The sequence below is a fragment of the Rossellomorea vietnamensis NBRC 101237 genome (assembly GCF_001591825.1).
GTDB classification, from domain to species: domain Bacteria; phylum Bacillota; class Bacilli; order Bacillales; family Bacillaceae_B; genus Rossellomorea; species Rossellomorea vietnamensis.
This window is the reverse complement of the sequence record NZ_BCVQ01000003.1, coordinates 13,605-37,646: the sequence shown is the minus strand read 5'-3', so window position 1 is coordinate 37,646 and position 24,042 is coordinate 13,605. Positions and strand designations below refer to the sequence as shown.

Sequence of the window (24,042 nt, the reverse complement as noted above, 5' to 3'; positions counted from 1 at the left end):
GGTGGGGAAAATAATAGTAGGATTTATAAAAGGAGTACATAAGATGAATTCAAATCGTGGGGTTGAAACGGAAAAGAAAGTGGTCTTTTCTGTATTGGGTCTCTTTGCTGTTTGTGTGATTGGATTTGGGATCTATGCAGTCTATTGGGCATTTTATGATATGAACAGGCTGCCGGATGGGGAGTTTCTGACAGAAGAAGCGTCTCCTGACGGGAAATACACGTTGCGGGCATATGTCACCAATGGGGGAGCGACGACTTCTTATGGGGTAAGAGGTGAATTGGTTGATAACGAAAAAGAGAACAAGACGAAGAATATCTATTGGAACTATCGGGAAGAGACGGCCAAGATTTCGTGGACGGATGAGGATACGGTCGTAATCAATGGAGTAACGCTGAACGTTCCTGGTGAAGAATTTGATTTCCGGCATCAATGAAGGAGGTCTGGACCACTTTTCCCCTGTGGAAAATTGATATCAAAATCATTGATATAACAGGGGTTTCCCCATGTCAACGTGGGGTTGCGGGTGTGTGCAACGATTCCGTTCTTTACGTTTAGAAGATGATGGGCAACAATGAAACTATCAACAACGAAAGGTGACTGATGGAATGGTTTTTGGGGAGAAGTTAAAAAAGGAGAGAACCAATAAAGGGTGGTCCCAGGGTGAATTGGCCGAGCAGCTGTTTGTCAGCAGACAATCGGTTTCGAAATGGGAGAACGGTCAGAATTATCCGAGCATCGAAATCATTATTCGATTAAGCGATTTGTTCGGAGTGACAATTGATGAATTATTGAGGAGTGATGAAGAGTTGACTGAGAAGGTCATTCAAGACAGTAAACAACTCGCTTATCCTAGGCTGAAATTTATGTTCGACGTATTGTTTTTAATAGGTCTTATATTACTTGTCACTAAATTGATCGTCCTGGGAGTGAATCATTTCACTTCGATGGACACAGCTTTATATGGCGGTTCATTTTTGTGGAATTTCGGTCCACTGATCCTTATGCTGGGTGGGGGATTTGGTTCTGGCTTGGTGAAGGATAAGTTTAAAGAGGAGTAGGGGAGATTTGTGTTAAGAATATAATCATCAACTAAAAGGGGCTTCATAGCCTCTTTTTTTCATGCCAAGAAATTTGAGTTCCCCGTCCAGGTTTGGAATAATGAATAGTGAGAAAACTCATTGGAAAACAGGGGGCCGACATGAAAACAGTCATAGCATACAGCGGTGGAAAGGATTCCACTCTGGCATTATATAACATACAGCAAAATCCCGAATACGAGGTGGACTCGCTCCTCGTAACGCTGACGGAAGGGTTCGACCGGGTGTCGATCCATGGTGTGCGATACGAGATGTTGAAGCGGCAATCGAAGTCTCTTGGAATTCCACTGAGAGAGGTATGGATCCCGCAGGACTGTCCGAATGAAGTGTATCAGGATCGGATGGGGAAAGCCGTTTCCGGGATGCTGGAGGACGGGGTCACCAATATGGTCTTCGGGGATATTCATCTTGCTGATGTACGGGCATATCGGGAGAAGATGCTTGAAGGGACGGGCATTACGCCGATTTTTCCGTTGTGGGGTCAGGATGTAGGAGAACTGGGCCGTGAATTTATTGAGCGCGGCTTCAAAACCGTGCTCACCTGTATCGATATGGAACAGCTGGATCGGTCGTTTGCGGGAAGAGTATATGATGCGGATTTCCTAAAAGACTATCCTGAGAACTGTGATGTGTGCGGAGAGAATGGTGAGTTCCATACATTTGTGTTTGACGGTCCGAACTTTGAATTTCCAATCCGGTACGAGCTCGGGGAGGAGAGAGTGACCCCGGACGTGGTGACGGGTCGGGATCGCTTTTTGTTTCGGGATGTGGTCCCGAAGTAAGTCGAATCTAGGAATCGCTGATATATTCGGAATTCCGCTGATAAAATCAATTTTCCACTGATATATTGAAAATTTCGCTGATAAGTGACTCCTGAGAGCCCTTTTCACAACAAAGTATATTTCTAGTAAGGAAGTGTTCACATGAAACTGCACCACATCACCATCAAGGGGGACGGACCTCTAAACGAAGATGCATTGATCTTCAATGAGGGACAGTCCCTATTCGGTGTCGCGGACGGGGTATCGTCCCTGGTCCCTTTCACCTCAAAAGAACATCTGACAGGAGGCTATATCGCCTCCCATACGGTGAAGGATGGGCTTGAATCCATGGAGTCGGAGGATCAGTCACTCTATGAAGCACTGACCAGAATCAATGAACGTTTACATATGAAAATGACAGACTATCAAGTTGACGGCAATCGGAAGGAACAGCTGTGGGGGACGGCCCTTGCAGCTGTCCGCGTTGGGGTTAGCGGGATTGAGTTCATCCAGACCGGGGATTGCATGATCCTCGCCGTCTATGAAAGTGGGGAGGTCCGTCCCTTGACGAGGCTGCAGGTAGAACATCTGGAAGAAACGGCGATTGAAATGTGGAGGGAGTGCATCCGGAGAGGATTCAGGACGAAGGATGAAATCATGCCCCACGTGAAAGAACAGCTGATTGCAAACAGGCAGCTGAGCAATGGGGAAGGGGGATATGGAGTCCTGAACGGGGAGCCGGAAGCGGTCAAGTACTTTGAATACGGGAAGATCAATAAGGTCGGACTGACCCATTTGATCCTCTTGACCGATGGATTATTCCCCCCGGCTGAATCGATTCCAGAAGGAGAGCCGTATTGGGAATACACAGCGTGCAGTATCCTTGAAAAAGGAATCGAGAAATATGCTGCCGACCTGATCGACCTCGAAGAATCAGACCCCGAATGCATCACCTATCCAAGATTCAAGAAAAGCGACGACAAAGCCGGCATCGTCATGGACTTCGGGGGAGGGTCCTAGGAGAGGGACGGACCTCCAAACCCGTCCAAAAGAATCTCCCCTCAAGACAAAAAGAGGTCCGTCCCTCAAAAAGGGGCGAACCTCTCAATCTCTCTAGTTCCGAATCATATAGTCAAATGCGCCAAGTGCAGCGGTTGCTCCTGATCCCATGGAGATGATGATTTGGTTGTAGGCGCTGTCTGTGCAGTCTCCTGCAGCGAATACGCCAGGGACGTTGGTGGCACCGTGTTTGTCCACGATGATTTCACCGAATTTTGTACGTTCTACAAGGTCGCCGAGCCAGTCTGTGTTTGGAACAAGACCGATTTGGACAAATACACCTTGCAGTTCGACGTGCTTCTCTTCAAGAGTTTCACGGTCCTTGTAAGTGATACCGTTCACCTTATCTGTACCCGTGATCTCCTGCGTTTGTGCGTTCGTGATCACGGTCACGTTCGGCAGGCTGAACAGGCGTTTCTGTAACACGTCGTCAGCTTTCAGTTCTGAGTTGAACTCAAGGACCGTGACGTGCTTGACGATTCCTGCAAGGTCGATGGCTGCTTCGATACCGGAGTTTCCTCCGCCGATGACAGCGACATCTTTCCCTTCAAATAGAGGTCCGTCACAGTGAGGGCAGTATGCCACTCCTTTGTTCTTGAACTTCTCTTCACCCGGGACATTGATGTTGCGCCAGCGTGCACCTGTCGAGATGATCAGACTCTTACTCTTCAGGACTGCGCCGTTTTCAAGCTCAAGCTCCACAAGATCTTTCTTCTCGAGGCGTTTTGCGCGCTGAAGGTTCATGACATCGATGCCATAATCCTTCACGTGCTCTTCAAGACTTGCCACAAGTTTTGGACCTTCCGTCTGCTTCACGCTGATGAAGTTCTCGATGCTCATCGTGTCAAGGACCTGACCGCCGAAGCGTTCAGCAACGATTCCTGTACGGATTCCTTTACGTGCCGCATAAATCGCCGCACTGGATCCCGCAGGTCCGCCACCGACGACAAGAACGTCATACGGATCTTTATTCGATAGCTCATCCGCACCGGGACCTTCCACGATTTTAGAAAGGATTTCTTCCAACGTCGTACGTCCGCCGTTGAAGAATTCCGCATTCAGGTAGACAGCAGGAACAGCCATGACGTTCTTGCGTTCCACTTCTTCCTTAAATGCAGCTCCATCGATCATCGTGTGCGTGATGTTCGGATTCAGGACACTCATGATGTTCAGTGCCTGTACCACATCAGGACAGTTGTGACAGCTAAGGCTGACATACGTCTCGAAGTGGTGTTCACCTTTGACGCTCTTGATCTGGTCAATGACGCTTTGATCCACTTTTGGCGCTCTGCCGCTCACTTGAAGGAGGGCAAGAACCAGGGAAGTGAATTCATGTCCAAGAGGGATCCCGGCAAAAGTAATACCGGTCTCCTCACCAGGACGATTCACGCTGAAGCTAGGTGTTCTTGTCAGTTCTGCTTTTTCCACTGAGATGCGGGATGACATGGAAGAGAGCTCCTCTACAAGAGCAAGCATCTCCTTCGACGTGTCATCGTCACCTGCACTGACTTTCAGGACGATGTCGCCTTCCATCATTTGCAGGTATTGTTCTAATTGTGCTTTAATATCTGCTTCGAGCATGTTTAGCACTCCTTATAATTTACCAACTAGGTCAAGGCTTGGCTTAAGTGTTTCAGAACCTTCCTGCCATTTAGCCGGGCAAACTTCGCCTGGGTTGTTGCGCACATATTGTGCAGCCTTGATTTTGCTTACTAAGATGTCTGCGTCACGGCCGATTCCGCCAGCGTTGATTTCAACTGCTTGGATCACGCCATCCGGGTCGATGATGAATGTTCCGCGGTCAGCAAGACCATCTTCTTCATTTAATACATCGAATCCGCGAGTGATGCGTTGTGACGGATCACCGATCATTGCGTATTTGATTTTACCGATTTTTTCTGAGCTGTCGTGCCAGCCTTTATGTGTAAAGTGAGTGTCTGTAGAAACTGAGTACACTTCTACGCCAAGCTCTTTAAGAGTTTCATAGTTATTTTGAAGGTCTTCAAGCTCTGTCGGGCATACAAATGTGAAGTCCGCAGGGTAGAAGCAGAAAATGCTCCATTGACCTTTCAGGCTTTCGTCTGTAACAGTGATGAACTCACCATCTTTGAATGCTTCTGCTTTAAATGGTACGACTTGTGAACCGATTAATGACATAGTGTAAATTCCTCCTAGTAGTGGTATGTGATTGAGAATCATTAACAGATTGTAATAATTCTAATTCGATATTTATTATTATATAAATGCGTTTTTTTGTCAAGGGAAAAGATTCTGTTTTAGAAGAGAGGGATTTTATGTTCAAAAAAGCAATGATAGTACTATTCTTGCTCATACTTTTTCCACTACAGATCAATGCCGAAACATCCGAGATGATACAGGAAGGAAGTGCGGGCGGTTTTCATTATCAAATGAGCATGGAAAGTCGTACGCTATATTGGGAAATCGGGCATGAGAAACGTAAGAAGACGTTTCAGGAAAATAGTGAAAACGAAGAAACACTGGAAAGTTTTCGGAAAGCGGTAAACGAAGCTGCAGGTCACCGATTTACCATGATCATATCGGCTGTATATGTTGTCATTGTCTGCATCACGACCATGATTTTTTATAAAAAAACAAAGCATGTTCCTAGGTCAGCTGGGATCATTATTGCCTGTTTGGGAGGTATTGGGCTTTATTTTGCATTGACGAATTATATAGATATGAAGGCTGCGCTTCAGGATGCAGGGTATTATTATGTATCACTGCTGATGGATTGAGGCTATTTGATGTAGACCGATGCATATACGGACCCCCTTTTCTTATAAGGCAAGTATACCTATTTTTAAATAAATTTAAAAAGCTGGTTGCAAAAAGACACTCGTGTCGATATACTAAGATTAATAAAACGACAATAATGTCATTTTTAATAAAGGGGCGATGGGAAATGGGATCTTCTTTGCGGAAAAATAAGGGGTTCATCACGTTGATGACGGCGCAGGCGATTTCGGGACTTGGGGATTGGTTGAGTATTGTGGCGATCATTACGCTGGTTGGGTTAAAATGGGAAGCAACACCGATGCAGATGTCGTTAATCATCTTGAGCCTGGCGCTGCCGATGGCTTTATTCGGACCGATCACGGGAACGATCGCGGACCGGATGGAGAGGAAGACGCTGATGGTGTTTTCCGATGTGGTGAGGGGTGTGCTGATTCTGCTCCTGACGCTTGCGACGAATGTGTGGATGGTGTACGGCTGTTTGTTCCTGACGGGGATCTTCTCCTCCGTGTTCATTCCGGCAAAGAATGGGAAGCTGAAGGAGCTTGTGGCAGATGAGAACATCAAGGGGGCCATGTCGCTTTCATCCACCATCGACTCAGGCACGAAGGTCATCGGGCCGCTCGTAAGCGGGATCCTCGTGTCCCTGATCGGAACGTACAACGTCTTCTATCTGGACTCCGCCACCTTTTTCCTGTCAGCGATCTTCATCTTTCTTTTGCCGAAAGCGGTGAAAGAAGTGAAAGTGGAAGAGGAGAAGAGGGACGGACCTTCCTTCAAAGAGGAAATCAAAGTCGGATTCTCGTTCATTAAGAAAAGCCGTTTCTTATTATATGGATTGTTTTTACTTGGGGTCAGCTTACTGATCCTTCAATTATCGGACTCTCAATTCATTGTCCTGCTCCGACAGTTGACAGATGTTTCACCGAATCTCCTGGGGTATCTGGTGGCAAGTGCGGGTGTCGGAATGCTGATCACAGGGATTTATCTGTCGAAAAAGACCGATTATAACGCATTCGTCTATATGTGTATCGGGGTATTCGGAATCGGGTTGGGGTTTGGTCTGATGGGAGTCCTGACGCATTATGACCTCAGCCTGTCGATGCTGTGGGTTCCTGCTTTGGGCTTGATGGCAGGGGCATCTGCCGGCCTCGTCTTCATCCCGTTCCAGGCAGCGACCCAGGAGAAGACGCCGGTTCATATGACGGGAAGGGTATTCGGGGTCGTCAACAGCACCACGACGACAGCCACGATCATCGGACCGCTCGCAGGGGGAGCCCTTGCCACCGTGATCGGGATCATCCCGTCTTTCATCATCACCGGTTCATTATTGATCGTATTATTCTTCGTATCCATTGCAGTAAAACATAAAGTAGAGGAGGAGCCAGATGTCACCGAAAGTCAGTCAGGAGCACAAGGAGCAACGCCGCTCTAACTTATTGAAAGCCGCCAGGGAAGTCTTCTGCGAGCACGGTTATGAAAACACCACTATGAAGCACGTCATGGAACGGGCCGGTGTAAGCAGGGGAGGCTTGTATCAGTACTTTGAAAATAAAGAGGATCTCTTCGAAGCCTTGATCGCCGGAGAGCAGGAGGAGGTCATTGAGGGAAGTATCCAGGCCATGCTGAAACAACAGGGATCCTACTGGGATGTCCTGCTCATGAGCTTCCTCGGGGAAAGCAAGGAGGCAACCAATGACATGGACGCCCTGGCCCCTTCCAAGCTTGAATATTTCATCACGGGACGTAATGACGAAAGCAGGAAGGAACACGCGAGGAAACGGTTCCTACAGGCCTACCAAATGACCGTCAACATCATCGAAGAAGGCGTCAAGGCAGGGGAATTCTCTCCCCGATTTGATCCTGAAGTGATTGCCAAGAGCATCATCTCACATATCGATGGGATGGCGGTGGATCATGCCATCCTTGATTCCGAGACGATTCAGTTGAAGGAACAGACGGAGTTATTGATGGGATATTTGAAGTGGGGATTGGGTGTTGGAGAGTAGAGGAAGATTGCTGATAAAATTGGTATTTCGCTGATATATTAAAAATTTCGCTGTTAAAATCAGGATTTCGCTGATATATCCAATATTCCGCTGATAAATACATCATTCCCTATACAAAATGCAAAGGGAAAGGCACTCTGGACCAATCGGGTCCAGAGTGCCTTTCCCTTTTTCTGCATGCCAGATGCAAAATAAGGAATAATAGTAGCGACAAGTAATCAGGAGGTAGAAGAATGACCCACGTATTTGAAGCGATCTCAGCCATTATGAAGAACTTCACAGATGAAGCACCCAAGCCTCCGCTCCATGTCGGAGAGGTGATGGATCTTTGGACCGCGTTCACGGCATTTCACGAAGCCCATGCCCTTTATCAGGTGGGACTGAACACCACGACGGACAAGGATTTGAAACATGTGCTAGAGAGCGCATTGGAAGGAAGCAAGCTGGATACGAAAAAAATTGAGAAACTCCTACTAAAGGAAGGGGTCCCATTGCCCCTGGTCAACCCGCGAAAGCCGTTATCAGAACAAAGCGCCGTGCCGGAAGGGGTCAGGCTGTCCGATGACGAGATTGCGAACCTCATCTCAGCCAAGGTGGCAGCATCCATCACCTATTGCGCCCAGGCCATGTCAAAGACCGTCCGTACCGATGTCGGGCTGATGTTCTTTTCTATTCAAATCAACTTGATGAAATTCGCTGCTCCGTTGAAAAACTTGATGATCTCAAGGGGATGGCTCAGAGTCCCGCCGTTTTACAATCCTCCTGGGGCTCCGGAGAGAAAGTAGGCTTGTTCCGGATGCGTGTGCAAACAATGAAATTGGAGATCTCGGGATTTCGCCAATAAAACGAAAAAAATTAGGGGACAGGTACCTTGGTTCAATTAAGACCACGGTACCTGTCCCCTTAGCTGTCTCTTTTATGAAGCTCGTTTTCTCGTCTTCCAAAACACCACGATGCCCAATAACAAGGGGATGACGAATTGAAGCGGAATATGGAGATAGTAGGGGACGAGCTTCAGTCCCACATATAAATGCTCTGCGATGTTGCCGCTACGGTGTAGGGAGAGGAGGTACACGACTCCCATTAAAATGAAGACATGCCAATTCTTTTGCTTCCTCTTGAACAGTTGGGTGAGGACGACCCGTGCAGCGTAGATGAATACCGATACTTTAATGAATCCTCCACCGATCAAAAGAAGATACGTGAAGATTTCCATATTCTGGATGATTCCTAAATAGGAGATCAATTCCATCGCTTTCACAAAAGGGAAATAGTAGGTGTTGGCGAAAGGGGCATGAAGGATCCCTATGATCAGTTCCATGGTGATCATGATGATCATGCCTGCAATGACGATGGGAATCCACACGACTTTCTGTACTTTCTCTTTATGAGCAACGTATGGTAGAAACACAAGGAATACAACGAGTTCTCCGTAAGGGAAAGTCAGACCTGTAGGAAAGATCATCTTTCCTAGTTGTTTCCATCCATGTGAGAAGAGTGGCAGGAGGTACCTTGCCTGGAATTCTTCCGAAAAGAAACCGAGGAGCCATAATACGACCAGGATCAATAGAAAAAAGAAGGTCATGATGACAGCGCTTCTGGAGATCGCTTCAATTCCGAGCATCGCGCTATAGCCGACAACGAGTAAGAACGGGACGGAGGCAATCCAGTTTGGGGCATCCGGATAAAGGATCTGGGTCGTGAAAAAGGCAAAGTCATTCATGACCCTTGCCGCTATGTATAAGAAGTAAAAACTGAATAAGACGGCCAGGATCCTGGCTAAGACGGAACCGAACCCCATCTCCAAAAGGGGGACGAATTCCTTCCAGGAGCTCTTCTTCGCGATAAGAAGATAGAAGTAGAATAAAATGATCCCAAATCCTACTTCCATGGCAATCGCCAGGATGCTGTCTTCCAGGGCAGTAAAGTTCAAACCGACTACGATCGTGCTCCCTGTAAGGAAGAGAAGCATCATGGAACATAACTCAAGCGCGGACATGGATACCTTATTCATGTCTTCCATCCTCCTTCTGGTTTATTGTTTGATATGGCCGAAACGAATGAATTCCACTTTGACGCTGGTGTCCACATTCACTGTTGATAGAAAATCTTTCTCGTTCCGCTTCTTTTTCCACATCTTCGGCTCTTGCCGGTATAGGGCATCCTTCAGTCCAAGGACGTCTGTACCGTCTTCCTTAGACTTCTTGATGACTGCGTCCATATCGGATTTGATCTTCTTTTCTAATTGTGGTTCCAGTGTTTTTTGGGAAGAAAGCTTTGTCAGATCTTTCCCACACCCGAGTTGATCAAGGTTTCCTTTGATCTTCACCTTTAAGTGAAAAGAAACTGGTTCGGTGTCTGCTTTCAGGGAGGCAGAGGTGGAGATGGTATCGATCGTGAATTCATCATGTGAATCCCCGCATGGAGCGGAAATGTTCACAACCTGGTTAACCCCTCTCATAAGCGCTAATGTATTGCTTTCCTCGTTGGTCAAGTAGGAATTCAGCTTCTCCCCTTTAAACGTCGCAAACCCTTCGAGGGAAATATGGGAAGCAGGGGAGAATTTTTCGATATTCTCCTTCGTCATCCCTTTAGCGAGGTCGCCATGAATTTCCACATACGGTACGACGATATCCGATGTACGGTCTGTTAAATAACTCATGATGCGCTCCGATGATGTATTCACGAGACTTCCCCAGACGGCTTTTGAATTCCTCAGCATCGTATTGGTATAGAGGGCTGTCAGTTTCTCCTGGGGGGTGAACAAGGTTAAAAAGGATTCGGGACTATCATTTTTGACAATGATGGTGTTAATGCTCGCCGGTACACGGGGATTGCGGACCAGAAAATCCAATGTTTCATTCATGCCCTCTTCTTTCGCAAGCTTTTCGCCCAGGATGACCACTTGCAGGGTATCGAGTATTGGTTCCTTCAAGCTTTCTTTTTTGATTTTTTCGATGGCTTCCGGTATGGTTTTGCCGTTCTGGGTGTAGGTGAATCCGCCTGTCGGGTCCACCGAATTCTTCTGATTGGCAGAAGGGTTGAAGATTTGCAGGGTAACGGCATATTGACCATCTATCTGGTCAATCCCGAGGCCGGAGACCAATTCTACTTCATTTAATTGGTTGGCCTTTATATATCCCACAACAATGGTTCCCAACAGAATGAATAAAATCGTGATGAGACGCAGTTTGGATAGATTCACGAGTCATTCTCCTTTTTCGGCTGATCTTCCATCTGTTCTTCTTTATGAAAAACAGGAATGTTATGGTTGATTTCTGGCATCGGTTTCCGGATGAAGACATCCTTATCCATGTCCTGACGTGAGAAGGGTGAAATCGGTGCCAGGTAAGGGACCGAGAACGATCTCAGGTAGCAGAGATGAACCAAGAGAAGTAATGTGAATAGAGCGATCCCGTATAATCCAAGCAGGGCTCCGATCAAGATCAAACTGATCTTAATGATCCGGACCGAATAGTTTAAAGCAGCAATCGGGATGATGCTTGAAAAGGTGAACGATATACTGATGATAACCAGGGTGACAGGCTGTACAAGCTGTGCTTCCACTGATGCCTGACCGAAAACAATGGCACCAAACAGCGAGATGGTGATGACGAGATTCTGTGGAAGACGACTTGACCCTTCATAAATGGCGTCTGTCAAACTTAATACAAGTAGGGTCTCAAATACGGTGGGAAAAGGTACGGCTTGCTGCTGTGCCGTGAAACCAACCAATAAATTGACCGGCAGGAGACCTTTGTGGAAGGTCGTGAAGGCCACATACAATCCGGGTATGTAAAGAGACAACCAGAAAAAAATAAACCGCAATGGCCGCACATATTTAGTGGCTTCGCTGCTTAAGTAATAATCATCAGGCGACTGGAAGAACTGAATGAGGACAGCTGGTGCAATCAGCACGAACGGGGTACCGTCCACCACGATGCACACCCTCCCCTCCAAAATCTCCGCTGCCGCCACATCCGGTCTATCAGAGTTCAAGATTAACGGGAAAAGGGATTTTGACTCTTTTGTCAAATACTCGGTAATATAATTCGAACCGATGACAGAATCATAGGACATGTCGTTCAGCTTTTGTTGGATGCTTGATAATATTTCGGAATCGACCATATTCTCAAGATAAACAAGTGTGACAGACGTATTGGTGATCTTTCCATAGGTTTCGGTATGAACCTGGAGCGTCGGGTTTTTGATGTATTTCCGGATAAGAGCTACATTCCCGCTGCGGCTCTCCGTAAAGCCAATATCCGGGCCCTGGACCGTACGCTGTCCCTTCGGATTGGAGAGGGATCTCTCCACCCATTTGGAAGTATCAGCTGAAAGAACCTCTGACTCTCCATCGAAGAGAATGACCGTGGATCCATTCACCAGCTTATCAGGGACTTTGTCCATGTCTTGAACGACCTCTATATCAGAGATCTGAAGGACCTCCTGTATGATAAAAGGGAAAAATGATTCCTTTCCTTCGGGCATCGGTTTTTGCACCAAAGGTTCAATGATATGTTCCTGAATGGCCATCGTATCCACGATGTTTTCTATGTAAAGGAGGCAGACAGACAGATGGTCGCCGGGTAACGTTAAAAAACGGGTTTTGACATCCGAACTTTCCCCGAAACATGCAAGGAGCTCCGAGACTTTATCTGCTAAATTGCCTGAATGGTTCTGATTCATTCCGCTCACCCTTTTGGTAGTGTCGATAGGATAGTATGTGCGGAAGGGGCGGATGTCATTCTTTGTGGGTGGGGAATTTTGGGGTTGTTTTGGCTGATAAAATAGGGATTTCGCTAATGAATTTGAAATTTGGCAGATAAAATCCGTTTACGCTGATAAATGATCCAAGCTCAAGGAATCACATATGAAAACGCATACCCAATCCCCCATCCGCACAACCTTAGGACATATGTCCTTTCACAAAATCACCACCTCCTATTTAATAGAACAAAGAATAGGAGGATGAACGATGAAAGGTGCTATTTTTGCCCTGTTTGGGGGTCTTTGCATTACGATGCAGGGAATTTTCAATGCGCGGATGAGTGACGCGATCGGAGGGTGGCATACGACGTCGATGGTCCACCTCGTGGCGTTTGCGATTTCGATGACCATATATATGAAAACAAGGGATGGAAAAGGGAAGAGCTTCAGACAGGTGCCGTTCCTGTACTTGATCGGTGGTACGTTCGGCGTGATCGTGGTGTTCTCGGAACTGACGGCGATCCACACGATCGGACCGGCAGCGGCGATTGCGATCCTGCTTGTGGCACAGATCGGGACGGCCTTTCTCATCGAGTCTAAAGGATGGTTCGGGGAAAAGAAAATCCCGGTTACAACGCGGCAGGTGGTCGGACTTACGATGATGCTTGCAGGAGTCATCCTGTTTCAATTGTAGAAAAGGAGTCGGATGATGAAAGAAATTCAAGGTGCAAGTCCAGACCAATATATTACTCAATTTGAGCTGAACGATTTATTTCCGGCTGAATTCAGAAAACATATCCATATCTATTCCTTTGAAAAAGGAGATGTCCTTTTTTCAACAGGTGAAGAACTAGATGCACTGTACTGCCTCATGGAAGGGAAGATCAAGATTTTCACCCATACACCGGAAGGAAAGCTATTGATCAACCGGTTCAAGCGGCCCCTTGCCTTGATCGGGGATGTGGAATATTCGAAGGGAACGGCGGTTCTCAATTCGGTTGAAGCCGTCACGGACGGGGTGTTCCTGTCGGTGTGTTTCGAAGATTTGGCTGCCCTTGAGAAGGAGAATCCCGCCATCATGCGCTTTCTGTTTGATACGGTGGCCCACAAGTTCTACACGGAATCCCATATCACGAGCATGCACATGCTGTACCCCGTCGAAGTGCGCCTCGCAAGCTACTTGCTGTCGATTTCGGAAGCAGGGGAAGGGACCATGTTTCATCAGGAGATGCATACGTCGAACCTTATGGAACTCGCCGAATGGATCGGCACGAGCTATCGTCATTTGAACCGGGTGCTGAAGAAGATGGCGGCAGATGACCTCATCGAACGGGTCAACGGCTCCATCACCATCAAGGATCTGGATAAACTCAGCACTCTTGCAAAAGGAAACATCTATGAATAAGGAGGATCTCATATGTTCGGAATCGGATTAGCCATCATCGCAGGTATATTAATCAGCCTGCAAAACGTATTCAACGCACGTGTCAGTGAAAAGACGGGACCATGGGCCACCACGAGCCTGGTACTTGGACTCGGTCTCGTCTGTTCGCTGCCGGTTTTTTATAGTATGGAAGATAAGAGTTTGTTTGATTTTAGCGGCGTCAATCCTGTGTTTCTATTCAGCGGGGTGTTCGGTGTCGGAATTGTGTTTTTCCTGATGAGGGGAGTCACCTTGATTGGACCGGCGTATGCCATCTCGATCGCACTTATTTCGCAGATCACGATCGCGTTCATCGTTAACACGGGAGGCTGGTTCGGGTTTGAACCGTCTTCATTGTCGTGGGAAAAGATGCTCGGAATCGCTTTGTTGATCGGTGGGGTGCTTGTGTATAAGTTGGAGAAGCGGACGGAAGTAAAAGAGGAAGAAGTACGTGAGAGTATCGGGGCTTGATGCCCGGTCACATAGGAAAAACGCCTGTCCCTTGGTGGGGAGCAGGCGTTTTTTAATTTTTGTAGTAGAAGCAGTTACGGTAAAATAAGCGGAGATATTCCGGTTATATGTAGGATGGAAGCTGTTTTGGGGATGAATAAGCGGAAATATTCCGCTTACACCTCGAAAAAACATTTATATTTGTATTTTTTAAGTGAATAGGCGGAATATTTCCGTCTATTTCAGCATTCTTAACGATTCATTCCTATATAAGCGGAGATATTCCGGTTATCTACCAAGTCTGGTGCTGAACATGAACTCCCCACGCATAAGTGAGGCACCCTTTTTAAGAATGGCACTTCCCGATTTCTTCCCCCATCTTCACCGGTCCTTTTTCCCGGGTGAAGCTGAACTTTCCTTTCGGCACACAAACTACGACCGTCGAGCCGAATGAGAAGTATCCATAGGGATCCCCCCGATGGACAACGTCAGCCGTATTCGTCCGGACGATCGAGTTCACGTTCAGCGCCCCGACCATGACGTGGGCAAGAGGCGATCCATCCACATCAAAGCGGGAAACAAGGCGGTAATTACGTGTGAGGGGACGGACACCGTGGGTCAGTCCGAGCTCATTCACGGGATCGGCGTGTCTACCGAGTGTGTAGACTTCTTCAACGGTGGCATCGATCGGCACGTGAACCCGGTGATAATCGGTGGGGCTCAGGTAAAAGATAAGAACCTTTCCTCCGGCATATGCTTCTGCCTTGGCCGGAGACCCCAGCAGTTCTTCCACGGTATAATCCTGTCCCTTGACCGTAAATGTGCTTTCCATAGTCAAATCATCGACAACGGATAAATAGCCGTCGCACGGGCTGACGAATGCACCCTCAGAACCTGAGACCGGTCGGGCATCGGGCTTCAGCTCCCTTGTAAAGATGTCATGAAGGGTACCGTACTCTCGGAGTTCCCGCGTGGCTTCCTCCATGTTCAACTTATAGACTTTGGCAAAAGAAGCGATGAACGGTTTGCTCATCTTGGATTCGGCGAATGAGCGTAATCCTTTGGCGATGATGGGATGGCCGTTTAATTCAAATATTTTTCGGTAAAATTTTGTCCTGATCATGTATGGTCACGTCCTTTAGGTTCTGGGATAAGCATTTGGATGAGGGAAATCTTTTCGTTTTCATCCGTCGGTCTGTTCGATTTGAATTTACTCAGAAGCTCATTCATGCCTTCAGTCAATTCTTTGAGCTCGTCCGGTGTCACGTAAAGGTCCAGCTGGTTATATCCGAAGTAATTCCGGGCAAGATCCGGGTCGTTCAGAAGATAGCTCCTGGCCTGTCCGGTCACGGAGGAAAGAAAGGTCATGAACAGTTTAAGATGTTCTTCGCCTGACAGCTGCTCCAATTCTTCTACGGTCATATAGGGGCTGTCTTCCTGCATGGCATAGGTTTTCTCGATCGCACCCCGGATTTTCCGTTCATCGACGATATGAATAATCTTATTCTTCGTCAGTCGATTCAAATGCCGGTAAAGGGTGGCCTGCGGGACATCTGCCATCCATTCTTTCAGCTCATGTACCGTCGCGGTCCCCTTTGAAAGGTGTTGGATGATCCGCATTCGGACCGGGTGGAGAAATAGGTCGGTATCTATTTGGGTCATTCGATTACATCCTTTTGTTATTGTTATCGATATTGATAATAATGGAGGGGAGGGGATTTGTCAATGGAATATTGGGGACGTGGAGACAGGATGAAAAAAGCCCCTCCCATCAAGGAAGAGGCCCACTACACACATTATCTTAAATCAAACCGGTCTGCATCCATCACCTTCACCCATGCGGCAACAAAGTCACGGACAAATTTTTCTTGGTTATCATTCTGCGCGTACACTTCTGCCAGGGCACGGAGCACGGAGTTCGAACCGAACACAAGGTCAAAGCGCGTAGCCGTTCTCACGACTTCACCGGTCTTGCGGTCGCGGCCTTCATACTGATTGAAGCCGGCCGGTTTCCATTCGATGCCCATGTCCAGCAGATTCACGAAGAAATCGTTGTTCAGGGTACCGACGCGGTCCGTGAAGACGCCGTGTTTTGAATCGCCATGATTGGCGCCTAATGCACGCATGCCGCCGATCAGGACAGTCATTTCAGGGGCAGTCAGTCCAAGAAGCTGTGATTTATCCACAAGCATTTCTTCCGGGCTGACGGCGTATTCCTGCTTCTGGTAGTTTCGGAATCCGTCTGATACAGGCTCCAATACTCCGAAGTTTTCGGCGTCGGTCTGTTCCGCCGTTGCGTCCCCGCGTCCAGGTGAGAATGGGACGGTCACATCAAAGCCAGCTTCACGTGCCGCTTTTTCGACGCCAGCGTTCCCGCCAAGCACAATCAGGTCGGCAAGGCTGACTTTTTTATCAAGCTTGCTTTGAAGATCTTGGTAGACACCAAGGACCTTTTCGAGCTGAGCCGGCTCGTTTACTTCCCAGTCCTTCTGAGGAGCGAGACGGATACGGGCACCGTTCGCGCCGCCGCGCATGTCGGAACCACGGTAGGTGCTGGCGGATGCCCAGGCGGTTTTCACAAGCTCGCTTACGGTTAAGCCGGTGTCGAGGATCTGTTCTTTCAGCGAAGCGACTTCACTGTCGGAAAGATCGTAGTCCACTGAAGGAACCGGATCCTGCCAGATCAATTCTTCGTCCGGTACTTCTGGGCCCCAGTATCGTGCTTTCGGTCCCATGTCGCGGTGAAGAAGCTTGAACCAGGCACGGGAGAAGGCGTCAGCGAATTCTTCGGGATTTTCATAAAAATGACGGGAAATCTTCTCGTAATCCGGATCCATACGGAGGGCCATATCCGCCGTCGTCATCATTGTCTTCACTTTGATGGATGGATCTTCCGCGTCAGGTGCCATATGTTCTTCGGTCATGCCGACCGGTGTCCATTGGGAAGCGCCGGCTGCACTCTTCGTTTTCTCCCACTCGTAGCCGAAGAGAAGGTCGAAGTAGCCGTTATCCCATTTCGTCGGATTCGTCGTCCAGGCACCGTCGACACCGCTTGAAATCGTGTCGCGGCCTTTTCCGCTGCCGTATGAGCTGATCCAGCCGAGGCCCTGGTTTTCAATATCGGCGGCTTCCGGATCGTCGCCGACAAGCTCGGCGTCACCGGCTCCGTGGGCCTTACCGAATGTGTGACCGCCTGCGATCAGGGCGACGGTTTCATAATCGTTCATCCCCATGCGTCCGAATGTATCGCGGATGTCGCGAGCACTTCCCAGGGGATCCGGTTCTCCGTTCGGTCCTTCAGGATTCACGTAGATGAGACCCATCTGTACCGCAGCAAGTGGATTTTCAAGCTCCCGGTCACCTGAGTAACGGTTGTCTGCAAGCCATTCCTTCTCATTTCCCCAATACACATCTTCCTCAGGATGCCAGATGTCTTCGCGGCCGGCACCGAATCCGAAAGTCTTCAAGCCCATGGATTCAAGGGCGACGTTACCTGTCAGGACGAGGAGGTCCGCCCAAGAGATCATGTTGCCGTACTTTTGCTTGATTGGCCAAAGGAGGCGACGGGCTTTATCGAGGTTGACGTTATCCGGCCAGCTGTTCAGTGGAGCAAAACGCTGTGAACCTGATGAACCGCCTCCGCGACCGTCTGTTTCGCGGTATGTACCTGCTGCGTGCCAAGACATACGGATGAAGAAGGGACCGTAGTGACCGTAGTCTGCGGGCCACCAATCCTGGCTGTCTGTCATGAGATTGTGGAGATCCTGCTTTAATGCATCATAATCAAGCTTTGCGAATTCTTCTTTATAATTGAAGTCTTCCCCCATAGGATTGGACTTCCGGTCATGCTGGCGAAGAATGCTCAGGTTCAGCATGTTCGGCCACCATTCTTTGTTCGTCGTTCCTCCAGGAGCTGTCGTCGTCGTGATGGCACTATCCTTGTGATGAGTGAACGGACACTCTCCGGATGCGGCGGAGTGATCCTTTTGATCAGGGCGATTTTCTTTTTCCATTACGATTCACCTTCCTGTTTTAAAATATGGGGCAAAGCAAACTACCACACAAATAGTGTGATAATTATAATAATTCTTAATTATCATTATAAAAGATTAGAATGGTTATTGAAAGCGTGAAGCTTCTCTGGATGGTGAATTTTTACAAGGGGTGGTTTGAAAGAGGGGGGAGGAGCTGGGAAGGGCTCATTGTTTGGTCGATCCTTTCTTCCTTTTCTTGATCACCTCATAAGCCGTTTCACCAAAAAAGAGGAAGAGGAGGATGAAAAGGACAAACAATTCGGCCACTTCCATGACGCGGAATGGACTGACGGCATTTTGAAAGGCATCTGACACGTCGAACCCTTGAAGAATATCGAGGCCTAACGAAAAGCCCATTAAACATCCCATCATTAATAGTGTAATACCCATGATTTTCATGTTGATCACGCTCCTATTCTTAGGTTCCTCCCATGGATGGAGGTTCATTCCTTTGTTAAAAATTACATAAATATCCCTCTTATGGTTACAGTAATAAAAAATGAGAGAAGGGTGCCGGAATCTATGTCTTCGTTCTTTAAAGGTCGTCGTAAACCAAAGAAGAACCAACAACCAGAAAACCAAGCTTCTGATACTTCAGAAGAATATATACAGCGTTCATTATCCACAAATCTCGATATGATCCGGCAGAAAACGGGGAACAGTCCAGATGTCATCATCCGCCGCTTAAAAATGGGAAAGGACGCCTCTATTGAAACGGCAATTGTGTATGTGGAAGGGATCGTTGACAATCAATCGATTCAGGAGTTTCTGCTGCAGTCGATGATGAAGGATGATCATAAGGAAGAGTTGAATGAAGACGATGCGATCAGTCTCATTTCGGAAGACATGATGACGGTGGGGAATATGTCATCGACCGATCAGTGGGTGGAGCTATTCGGTTCGTTGATGGCAGGTGACACGATTGTCCTGGTGGACGGGACTGCGAAGGCGTTGAGTGCGTGCACGAAAGGGGGCGAAACGCGCTCCATTTCTGAATCCACCACTCAAATGGTCGTCCGTGGGCCGAAGGGGGCGTTTACGGAGTCGATCGGGACCAATACGGCGATGGTACGGCGCATCATCAAGACCCCCGACTTATGGCTCGAGTCCATGAAAATCGGTCGCGTGACGAAGACCGATGTGACGCTGATGTACATACATGGCATTGCCAATGAAGAAGTGATCGAGGAAATCCGGCAGCGGTTAAAGAAGATCGACATCGACAGCATTTTGGAATCGGGGTATATCGAACAACTGATAGAAGATCAAACGATGACGCCGTTTCCGACGATTTTTAACACGGAACGGCCGGATGTAGTGGCAGGGAATCTGTTTGAGGGACGGATCGCCATCTTTGTGGATGGGACCCCTTTTGTGCTGATTGCCCCTGCCCTCTTCATTCAATTTTTTCAATCGGCAGAGGATTATTATGCCCGTTTCGATATTGCGACATCGATCCGGCTGCTGCGGATCTTGATGTTCACGATCTCCCTCATTGCCCCTGCGACCTTTGTGGCGGTCACGACCTTTCACCAGGAAATGGTGCCGACGACCCTCATTGTCGCGATTGCCGCCCAGCGGGAATCGGTTCCGTTTCCGGCATTCGTGGAAGCCCTCCTGATGGAAATCACGTTTGAAATCCTGCGGGAAGCGGGGATCCGATTGCCGAAAGCGATCGGTTCTGCCGTCTCGATCGTCGGTGCCCTTGTCATCGGACAAGCAGCCGTGCAAGCGAGCATTGTGTCACCGGCGATGGTCATTATCGTATCGATCACAGCGATTGCGAGTTTTGCCACGCCATCATTTGATATGGCGATTTCGGCCCGTCTCATCCGCTTCTTATTCATGATCGGTGCCGCGACCTTTGGATTCTACGGGATCATACTGATTTTCCTTTTGATGGTCGTTCATTTATGCAGTCTGCGTTCCTTTGGGGTGCCTTATATGGCCCCGTTCGCTCCGTTCATCCCGGTGAATAATATAGATACCTTTGTACGGCTGCCTTGGTGGACACTCAGGCAGAGACCGCGCCTCATAAGCGCAAATGCGGTAAGGGAAGGGACCAATCAAGGTCCAAAGTCGCCAGCTTCCCGTACGATGGTCAATGGGGACGGCAAAGGAGGGGGAAATAATGGCTCGTAAAATAAAGATTCTCTTCATTCTCATGTCCATTTCCTTCTTATTGTCCGGCTGTTGGAGTAAGAAAGAGTTGACCGACCTTGCCATCGTGGCCGCGATGGGTATCGATAAAGCGGAGGACGGGAAGTATGTCATGACGCTTCAGATCATCAATCCCGCTAACGTGGCTGGAGGCATGCGGGGCGGTGGTTCTCAAAGCCCGCCCGTGACGCTTTATTCGGCTACGGGTGACAATTTAGTAGAAGCAAGCAGGCGCGCATCCAGCAAGATCTCCCGGAGACTGTATTATGCCCATACGAATCTGGTCGTGATCGGGGAGGACCTTGCGAGGGAAGAGGGTGTGGCGACCTTCATCGATGCCATCGACCGGGATCATGAATTCCGGATCACGACGACGATGGTGATCGCGAATCATTCTTCGGCAGAAGACCTGCTCCGTACCTTGACCCCCGTTGATAAAATACCGGCGAATAAGGTGCTGAAGACATTGGAATTCTCCCAGAAGAAATGGGGACATAACGTAAAGACATCGATTCAGGACGTGATGAAAGGATTGCATTCCTCCAAAGGGGCGACCGTTGTGTCGGGGTTTCGTCTCCTTGGCGATCCGAAACATGCGGGCCTGCCTGAAAACATCCAGGAAAGTGAGCCGGAATCCACCCTTGAAGCCAGTGGGATCGCGATTATCAAAGACGGGAAGTTAGTCGATTGGCAATACGGCAAAGCGGCAAGGGGGACCGTATGGATCAGGGACGAGATCCAGGGAACGGACATCAACATCGATTGGAAAGGAAAGAAAGAAGTCATCGCCTATCAAACGAACCGGCAGAAAACGAACGTGTCAGGTGCTATGAAAAAAGGACGGCCACATGTCTCGATTCACACACGGGTCGAAGGTAGCATAGGGGAGATGAATGTGCCGATCGATATCACCGATGGGAAGATGATTTCACAGATGGAAAAAAAGATCGAGAAAGAGATTGAGGGAGAAATAAAAAAAGCGATCGAACAGGCCCAAGCCAATCAAGCGGACATCTTTGGTTTTGACGACGTCATCCGCCGTTCGAGACCGGATGATTGGAATAAGCTGAAAGAGATGTGGAACGAGGTTTATTTTCCGGATGCAAAGGTGGATATTAAGGTGGAAGCCTACATACGCCGGGCCGGACTGCGGAATAAATCGTTTCTTTCAAGTTTAGAAGAAGCGTGAGGAAAAGGAGGGACCAAGTACAGTGGAAAAGGCGAAAATCAGTAGCATTCAGCTCTTTGTCTTAATGGTGTTATTTGAAATGGGCAGCTCTTTACTCGTCCCCCTTGCCATCGATGCGAAACAAGATGCGTGGCTTGCGATCATGTTTGGGATGATTGCAAGTTTCGTCCTGCTGCTCGTCTATCATAAACTGTACACGTATTATCCAGACCTCCTGCCGACCGAATACATGCAGAAGATTCTCGGGAAAGTGGCAGGGACGGTCCTTGCCTTCGTTTATCTGTTCTATTTCATGTATGAAGCTTCTAGGGTTCTCAGGGACTTTGGTGAAATGCTGTTGACCTTTGCGTATCCGGAAACTCCTCTATTCATTGCCAATGCCCTCCTGATGCTGGTCATTATTTATACGGTCCGGAAGGGGATCGAAGTCATCGGGCGGTCGGGAGAACTACTGTTTATGTTCATGTTTACCCTTTCGGTCGTAGGATTCATCCTGATCGTCGTTTCCGGTTTGATCGATTTTACCAACCTTCAGCCGGTACTCGAAGAAGGGCTGATGCCGGTCTTGAAAGTGACGTTCACCCAAACCTTGTATTTCCCGTTTACGGAAGCCTTTGTCTTTACAATGATCCTGCCGTATTTGAATAATCCGAAGAAGGCGAAGTTGACAATGTTTTCTGCCATTGGATTAAGTGGAATCAATTTGATCCTGACCATGATCATCAATATCAGTGTGCTTGGGGTGGATCTGACGGCCCGTTCGCAATTCCCCCTTCTTAGTACGGTCCAGTCGATACAGGTGGCTGACTTTCTGGAACGCCTGGATGTCTTCTTTATGCTGGGCTTGGTGATCGGGATATTCTTGAAAATCAGCATCTTCTTTTATGCAGCTGTTATCGGGACCGCAAGCATGTTCAAAATTCAATCGCCATCACGACTCGCCTATCCACTCGGTCTGATCGTCCTCTTCATATCGATGTCGATTGCGAGCAATTTCCAGGAACATATCCATGAAGGGCTGAAGGTCGCCATGTATGTGCTGCACATGCCTCTGCTTGTCTTCATTCCGATTCTCCTCCTTCTCATTGCTTTCGTGAAAAATAGAAAAAATAAAAGGGACAGGGCAATGTAAGAAGAATACATATAAGATGGACAAATAAAGGAAGTGGATGGAATGGATCTGGAAACGGTGATGAAGGAACTGGAAGCCCTCGGCAAGGAACGAATGAAGAAAATGTACCTATCGAACGGTGCCCGTGAGCCGGTGTTTGGCGTCGCGACGGGTGCCATGAAGCCGATGGCGAAGGAAATCAAGAAGGATCAGGCACTCGCCGAGAAATTATACGCTACAGGAAATTACGATGCCATGTACTTTGCCGGTGTCATTGCCGACCCAGAAGCGATGACTGAAGCGGACTTTGATCGCTGGATCGAAGGGGCATACTTCTATATGCTGTCCGATTACGTAGTGGCGGTCACCTTGTCAGAAGCCCCTATCGCACAGGACGTCGCCGATAAATGGATCGCAAGCGGGGACGAATTGAAAATGTCAGCGGGCTGGAGCTGCTACTGTTGGCTCCTTGGGAATCGGAAGGATGAAGAGTTTTCCGAAGAGAAGCTTCGGGGGATGCTCCAGAAAGTGAAAGACACGATCCACGATGCACCCGAACGGACGAAATCGTCGATGAATAACTTTGTCGGGACCGTGGGAGTGTCGTATGTTCCCCTTCATGAAGAGGCCCTCGAGACCGCAAAGAAAATTGGTCCTGTCGAGATGGTGCGGGAAGGGAAGAAGAACAGTGTCCTGAAGTCAGCCGATGATATTCAGAAGCAGGTGGAGAAGGGACGGATCGGGTTTAAGCGGAAGTATGTGAGGTGTTAGGTTTATTTTGATAGATTAAAAGAAACCATAGGTGAAATTTTTCTCAGAGAGGAGGGAACACTCTGACCAATAAAATATCCTTTATTCGATCAGCACAATTGGCACATGTTGATTATGCCTACGCTTCAAGAGTACCTTCAGACATGGACCTCCTTTTTTTAGCGGGAGCCTGTCCTTTGAATAAAAATGGAGTAGTTCCTCATGCACAGGATTATGAACTCCAAGCCAAGCTCTGTGTGGAGAATATGAAGGAAGTACTGAAAGAGAGCGGTGCCTCCCTGAAGGACGTCGTCTACACCCGGGTCCTTGTAGCCTCTCATCAACAGGCCGATTTAGTGACGGCTTGGGAGTCGATAAGAAAAGAGTTTGGGGATCATGATGTTCCGAGTACATTATCAGGAGTGACAGTTCTCGGTTACACGGATCAGTTGGTGGAAATTGAAGCGGTGGCGGCAATCAAGACCGTATAAAACCAGAGGGGCAGGTCCCGCGGCTCATTTTGAGACTCGGT

General features: G+C 48.3%; 25 protein-coding genes. 16 read left to right on the top strand and 9 right to left on the bottom strand.

What is annotated here, in order from left to right:
• Positions 1–43 precede the first annotated feature (43 nt).
• From BVI01S_RS02240 to BVI01S_RS02225, 4 genes are all read left to right on the top strand, one after another.
• Positions 44–436 (top strand): DUF5412 domain-containing protein, encoded by a 393-nt coding sequence (locus tag BVI01S_RS02240; RefSeq protein WP_061809081.1) that lies wholly within the window; start codon positions 44–46, stop codon positions 434–436.
• Between the two features lie 172 nt (positions 437–608).
• Positions 609–1,061: a helix-turn-helix domain-containing protein gene (locus BVI01S_RS02235; RefSeq protein ID WP_034761578.1), complete on the top strand. Its 453-nt coding sequence runs from the start codon at positions 609–611 to the stop codon at positions 1,059–1,061.
• Positions 1,062–1,201: 140 nt separating this feature from the next.
• Positions 1,202–1,882, top strand: a complete 681-nt coding sequence (locus tag BVI01S_RS02230) for a Dph6-related ATP pyrophosphatase (protein ID WP_082804640.1) — start codon at positions 1,202–1,204, stop codon at positions 1,880–1,882.
• Between the two features lie 141 nt (positions 1,883–2,023).
• Entirely contained in the window at positions 2,024–2,881 is an 858-nt protein-coding gene (locus BVI01S_RS02225) for a protein phosphatase 2C domain-containing protein (RefSeq protein WP_061809080.1), read from the top strand.
• 93 nt (positions 2,882–2,974) lie between these two features.
• Here the strand turns inward: BVI01S_RS02225 and ahpF are convergent, their stop codons facing one another.
• Together ahpF and ahpC are read right to left on the bottom strand one after the other, a co-directional pair.
• Positions 2,975–4,501 carry an alkyl hydroperoxide reductase subunit F gene (ahpF, locus tag BVI01S_RS02220; RefSeq protein WP_061809079.1) on the bottom strand — a complete coding sequence of 509 codons (1,527 nt, stop codon included), beginning with the start codon at positions 4,499–4,501 and terminating at the stop codon, positions 2,975–2,977.
• 12 nt (positions 4,502–4,513) lie between these two features.
• Positions 4,514–5,077, bottom strand: coding sequence for an alkyl hydroperoxide reductase subunit C (ahpC, locus tag BVI01S_RS02215; RefSeq protein WP_034761584.1), 564 nt, complete (start codon positions 5,075–5,077; stop codon positions 4,514–4,516).
• 137 nt (positions 5,078–5,214) lie between these two features.
• On the opposite strand from ahpC, the gene BVI01S_RS02210 reads away from it, so the two are divergent.
• The 4 genes from BVI01S_RS02210 (at position 5,215) to BVI01S_RS02195 (ending at position 8,468) form a co-directional block, all read left to right on the top strand.
• On the top strand, positions 5,215–5,676 hold the full coding sequence (locus tag BVI01S_RS02210; RefSeq protein ID WP_061809078.1) for a geobacillin-26 family protein: 462 nt from the start codon (positions 5,215–5,217) through the stop codon (positions 5,674–5,676).
• A gap of 167 nt (positions 5,677–5,843) precedes the next feature.
• Positions 5,844–7,109 carry an MFS transporter gene (locus BVI01S_RS02205; RefSeq protein ID WP_034761588.1) on the top strand — a complete coding sequence of 422 codons (1,266 nt, stop codon included), beginning with the start codon at positions 5,844–5,846 and terminating at the stop codon, positions 7,107–7,109.
• The gene (locus BVI01S_RS02200; protein WP_034761590.1) at positions 7,063–7,683 is read left to right on the top strand and encodes a TetR/AcrR family transcriptional regulator; all 621 of its coding nucleotides are present in this window, start codon (positions 7,063–7,065) and stop codon (positions 7,681–7,683) included. Before BVI01S_RS02205 ends, BVI01S_RS02200 begins: the two co-directional genes overlap by 47 nt.
• A gap of 233 nt (positions 7,684–7,916) precedes the next feature.
• Complete coding sequence (locus tag BVI01S_RS02195; protein ID WP_034761591.1) at positions 7,917–8,468, top strand: DUF3231 family protein; 552 nt, start codon at positions 7,917–7,919, stop codon at positions 8,466–8,468.
• 131 nt (positions 8,469–8,599) lie between these two features.
• Here BVI01S_RS02195 and BVI01S_RS02190 read toward each other — a convergent pair whose 3' ends face one another.
• The 3 genes from BVI01S_RS02190 to BVI01S_RS02180 are packed head-to-tail and all read right to left on the bottom strand — an operon-like array spanning position 8,600 to position 12,372.
• Positions 8,600–9,697 (bottom strand): GerAB/ArcD/ProY family transporter, encoded by a 1,098-nt coding sequence (locus BVI01S_RS02190; RefSeq protein WP_061809077.1) that lies wholly within the window; start codon positions 9,695–9,697, stop codon positions 8,600–8,602.
• Between the two features lie 21 nt (positions 9,698–9,718).
• Positions 9,719–10,888, bottom strand: coding sequence for a Ger(x)C family spore germination protein (locus tag BVI01S_RS02185; protein ID WP_061809076.1), 1,170 nt, complete (start codon positions 10,886–10,888; stop codon positions 9,719–9,721).
• Positions 10,885–12,372 carry a spore germination protein gene (locus tag BVI01S_RS02180; protein WP_061809075.1) on the bottom strand — a complete coding sequence of 496 codons (1,488 nt, stop codon included), beginning with the start codon at positions 12,370–12,372 and terminating at the stop codon, positions 10,885–10,887. The genes BVI01S_RS02185 and BVI01S_RS02180 overlap by 4 nt, the downstream gene beginning before the upstream one ends.
• Positions 12,373–12,661: 289 nt before the next feature.
• Between BVI01S_RS02180 and BVI01S_RS02175 the strand changes: the two genes are divergently transcribed.
• Genes BVI01S_RS02175 through BVI01S_RS02165 form a run of 3 tightly spaced genes read left to right on the top strand, consistent with a single transcriptional unit; the run spans position 12,662 to position 14,287 of the window.
• On the top strand, positions 12,662–13,087 hold the full coding sequence (locus BVI01S_RS02175) for a DMT family transporter (protein WP_034761600.1): 426 nt from the start codon (positions 12,662–12,664) through the stop codon (positions 13,085–13,087).
• 15 nt (positions 13,088–13,102) lie between these two features.
• The gene (locus tag BVI01S_RS02170; RefSeq protein WP_034761602.1) at positions 13,103–13,798 is read left to right on the top strand and encodes a Crp/Fnr family transcriptional regulator; all 696 of its coding nucleotides are present in this window, start codon (positions 13,103–13,105) and stop codon (positions 13,796–13,798) included.
• A gap of 12 nt (positions 13,799–13,810) precedes the next feature.
• Complete coding sequence (locus BVI01S_RS02165) at positions 13,811–14,287, top strand: DMT family transporter (RefSeq protein ID WP_034761604.1); 477 nt, start codon at positions 13,811–13,813, stop codon at positions 14,285–14,287.
• Positions 14,288–14,612: 325 nt separating this feature from the next.
• Here BVI01S_RS02165 and BVI01S_RS02160 read toward each other — a convergent pair whose 3' ends face one another.
• From BVI01S_RS02160 to BVI01S_RS02145, 4 genes are all read right to left on the bottom strand, one after another.
• Entirely contained in the window at positions 14,613–15,389 is a 777-nt protein-coding gene (locus BVI01S_RS02160; protein WP_061809074.1) for a phosphatidylserine decarboxylase, read from the bottom strand.
• Positions 15,386–15,928: a helix-turn-helix domain-containing protein gene (locus BVI01S_RS02155; protein WP_061809073.1), complete on the bottom strand. Its 543-nt coding sequence runs from the start codon at positions 15,926–15,928 to the stop codon at positions 15,386–15,388. Before BVI01S_RS02155 ends, BVI01S_RS02160 begins: the two co-directional genes overlap by 4 nt.
• Positions 15,929–16,062: 134 nt before the next feature.
• Entirely contained in the window at positions 16,063–18,279 is a 2,217-nt protein-coding gene (katG, locus tag BVI01S_RS02150; RefSeq protein ID WP_061809072.1) for a catalase/peroxidase HPI, read from the bottom strand.
• Between the two features lie 186 nt (positions 18,280–18,465).
• Positions 18,466–18,699, bottom strand: coding sequence for a YczF family membrane protein (locus BVI01S_RS02145; protein ID WP_061809071.1), 234 nt, complete (start codon positions 18,697–18,699; stop codon positions 18,466–18,468).
• Positions 18,700–18,822: 123 nt separating this feature from the next.
• Here BVI01S_RS02145 and BVI01S_RS02140 point away from each other — a divergent pair, with 123 nt between their 5' ends.
• The 5 genes from BVI01S_RS02140 to BVI01S_RS02120 all read left to right on the top strand — a co-directional run bounded on the left by BVI01S_RS02140 (position 18,823) and on the right by BVI01S_RS02120 (position 24,001).
• On the top strand, positions 18,823–20,442 hold the full coding sequence (locus BVI01S_RS02140) for a spore germination protein (protein ID WP_061809070.1): 1,620 nt from the start codon (positions 18,823–18,825) through the stop codon (positions 20,440–20,442).
• On the top strand, positions 20,432–21,649 hold the full coding sequence (locus BVI01S_RS02135) for a Ger(x)C family spore germination protein (protein ID WP_061809069.1): 1,218 nt from the start codon (positions 20,432–20,434) through the stop codon (positions 21,647–21,649). The genes BVI01S_RS02140 and BVI01S_RS02135 overlap by 11 nt, the downstream gene beginning before the upstream one ends.
• Before the next feature lie 22 nt (positions 21,650–21,671).
• A complete protein-coding gene (locus BVI01S_RS02130; protein ID WP_061809068.1) occupies positions 21,672–22,781 on the top strand; it encodes a GerAB/ArcD/ProY family transporter in 1,110 nt (369 codons plus the stop codon).
• 42 nt (positions 22,782–22,823) lie between these two features.
• Positions 22,824–23,531 (top strand): DNA alkylation repair protein, encoded by a 708-nt coding sequence (locus BVI01S_RS02125; protein WP_061809067.1) that lies wholly within the window; start codon positions 22,824–22,826, stop codon positions 23,529–23,531.
• A gap of 143 nt (positions 23,532–23,674) precedes the next feature.
• Positions 23,675–24,001 carry a RidA family protein gene (locus tag BVI01S_RS02120; protein WP_082804638.1) on the top strand — a complete coding sequence of 109 codons (327 nt, stop codon included), beginning with the start codon at positions 23,675–23,677 and terminating at the stop codon, positions 23,999–24,001.
• Positions 24,002–24,042 lie beyond the last annotated feature (41 nt).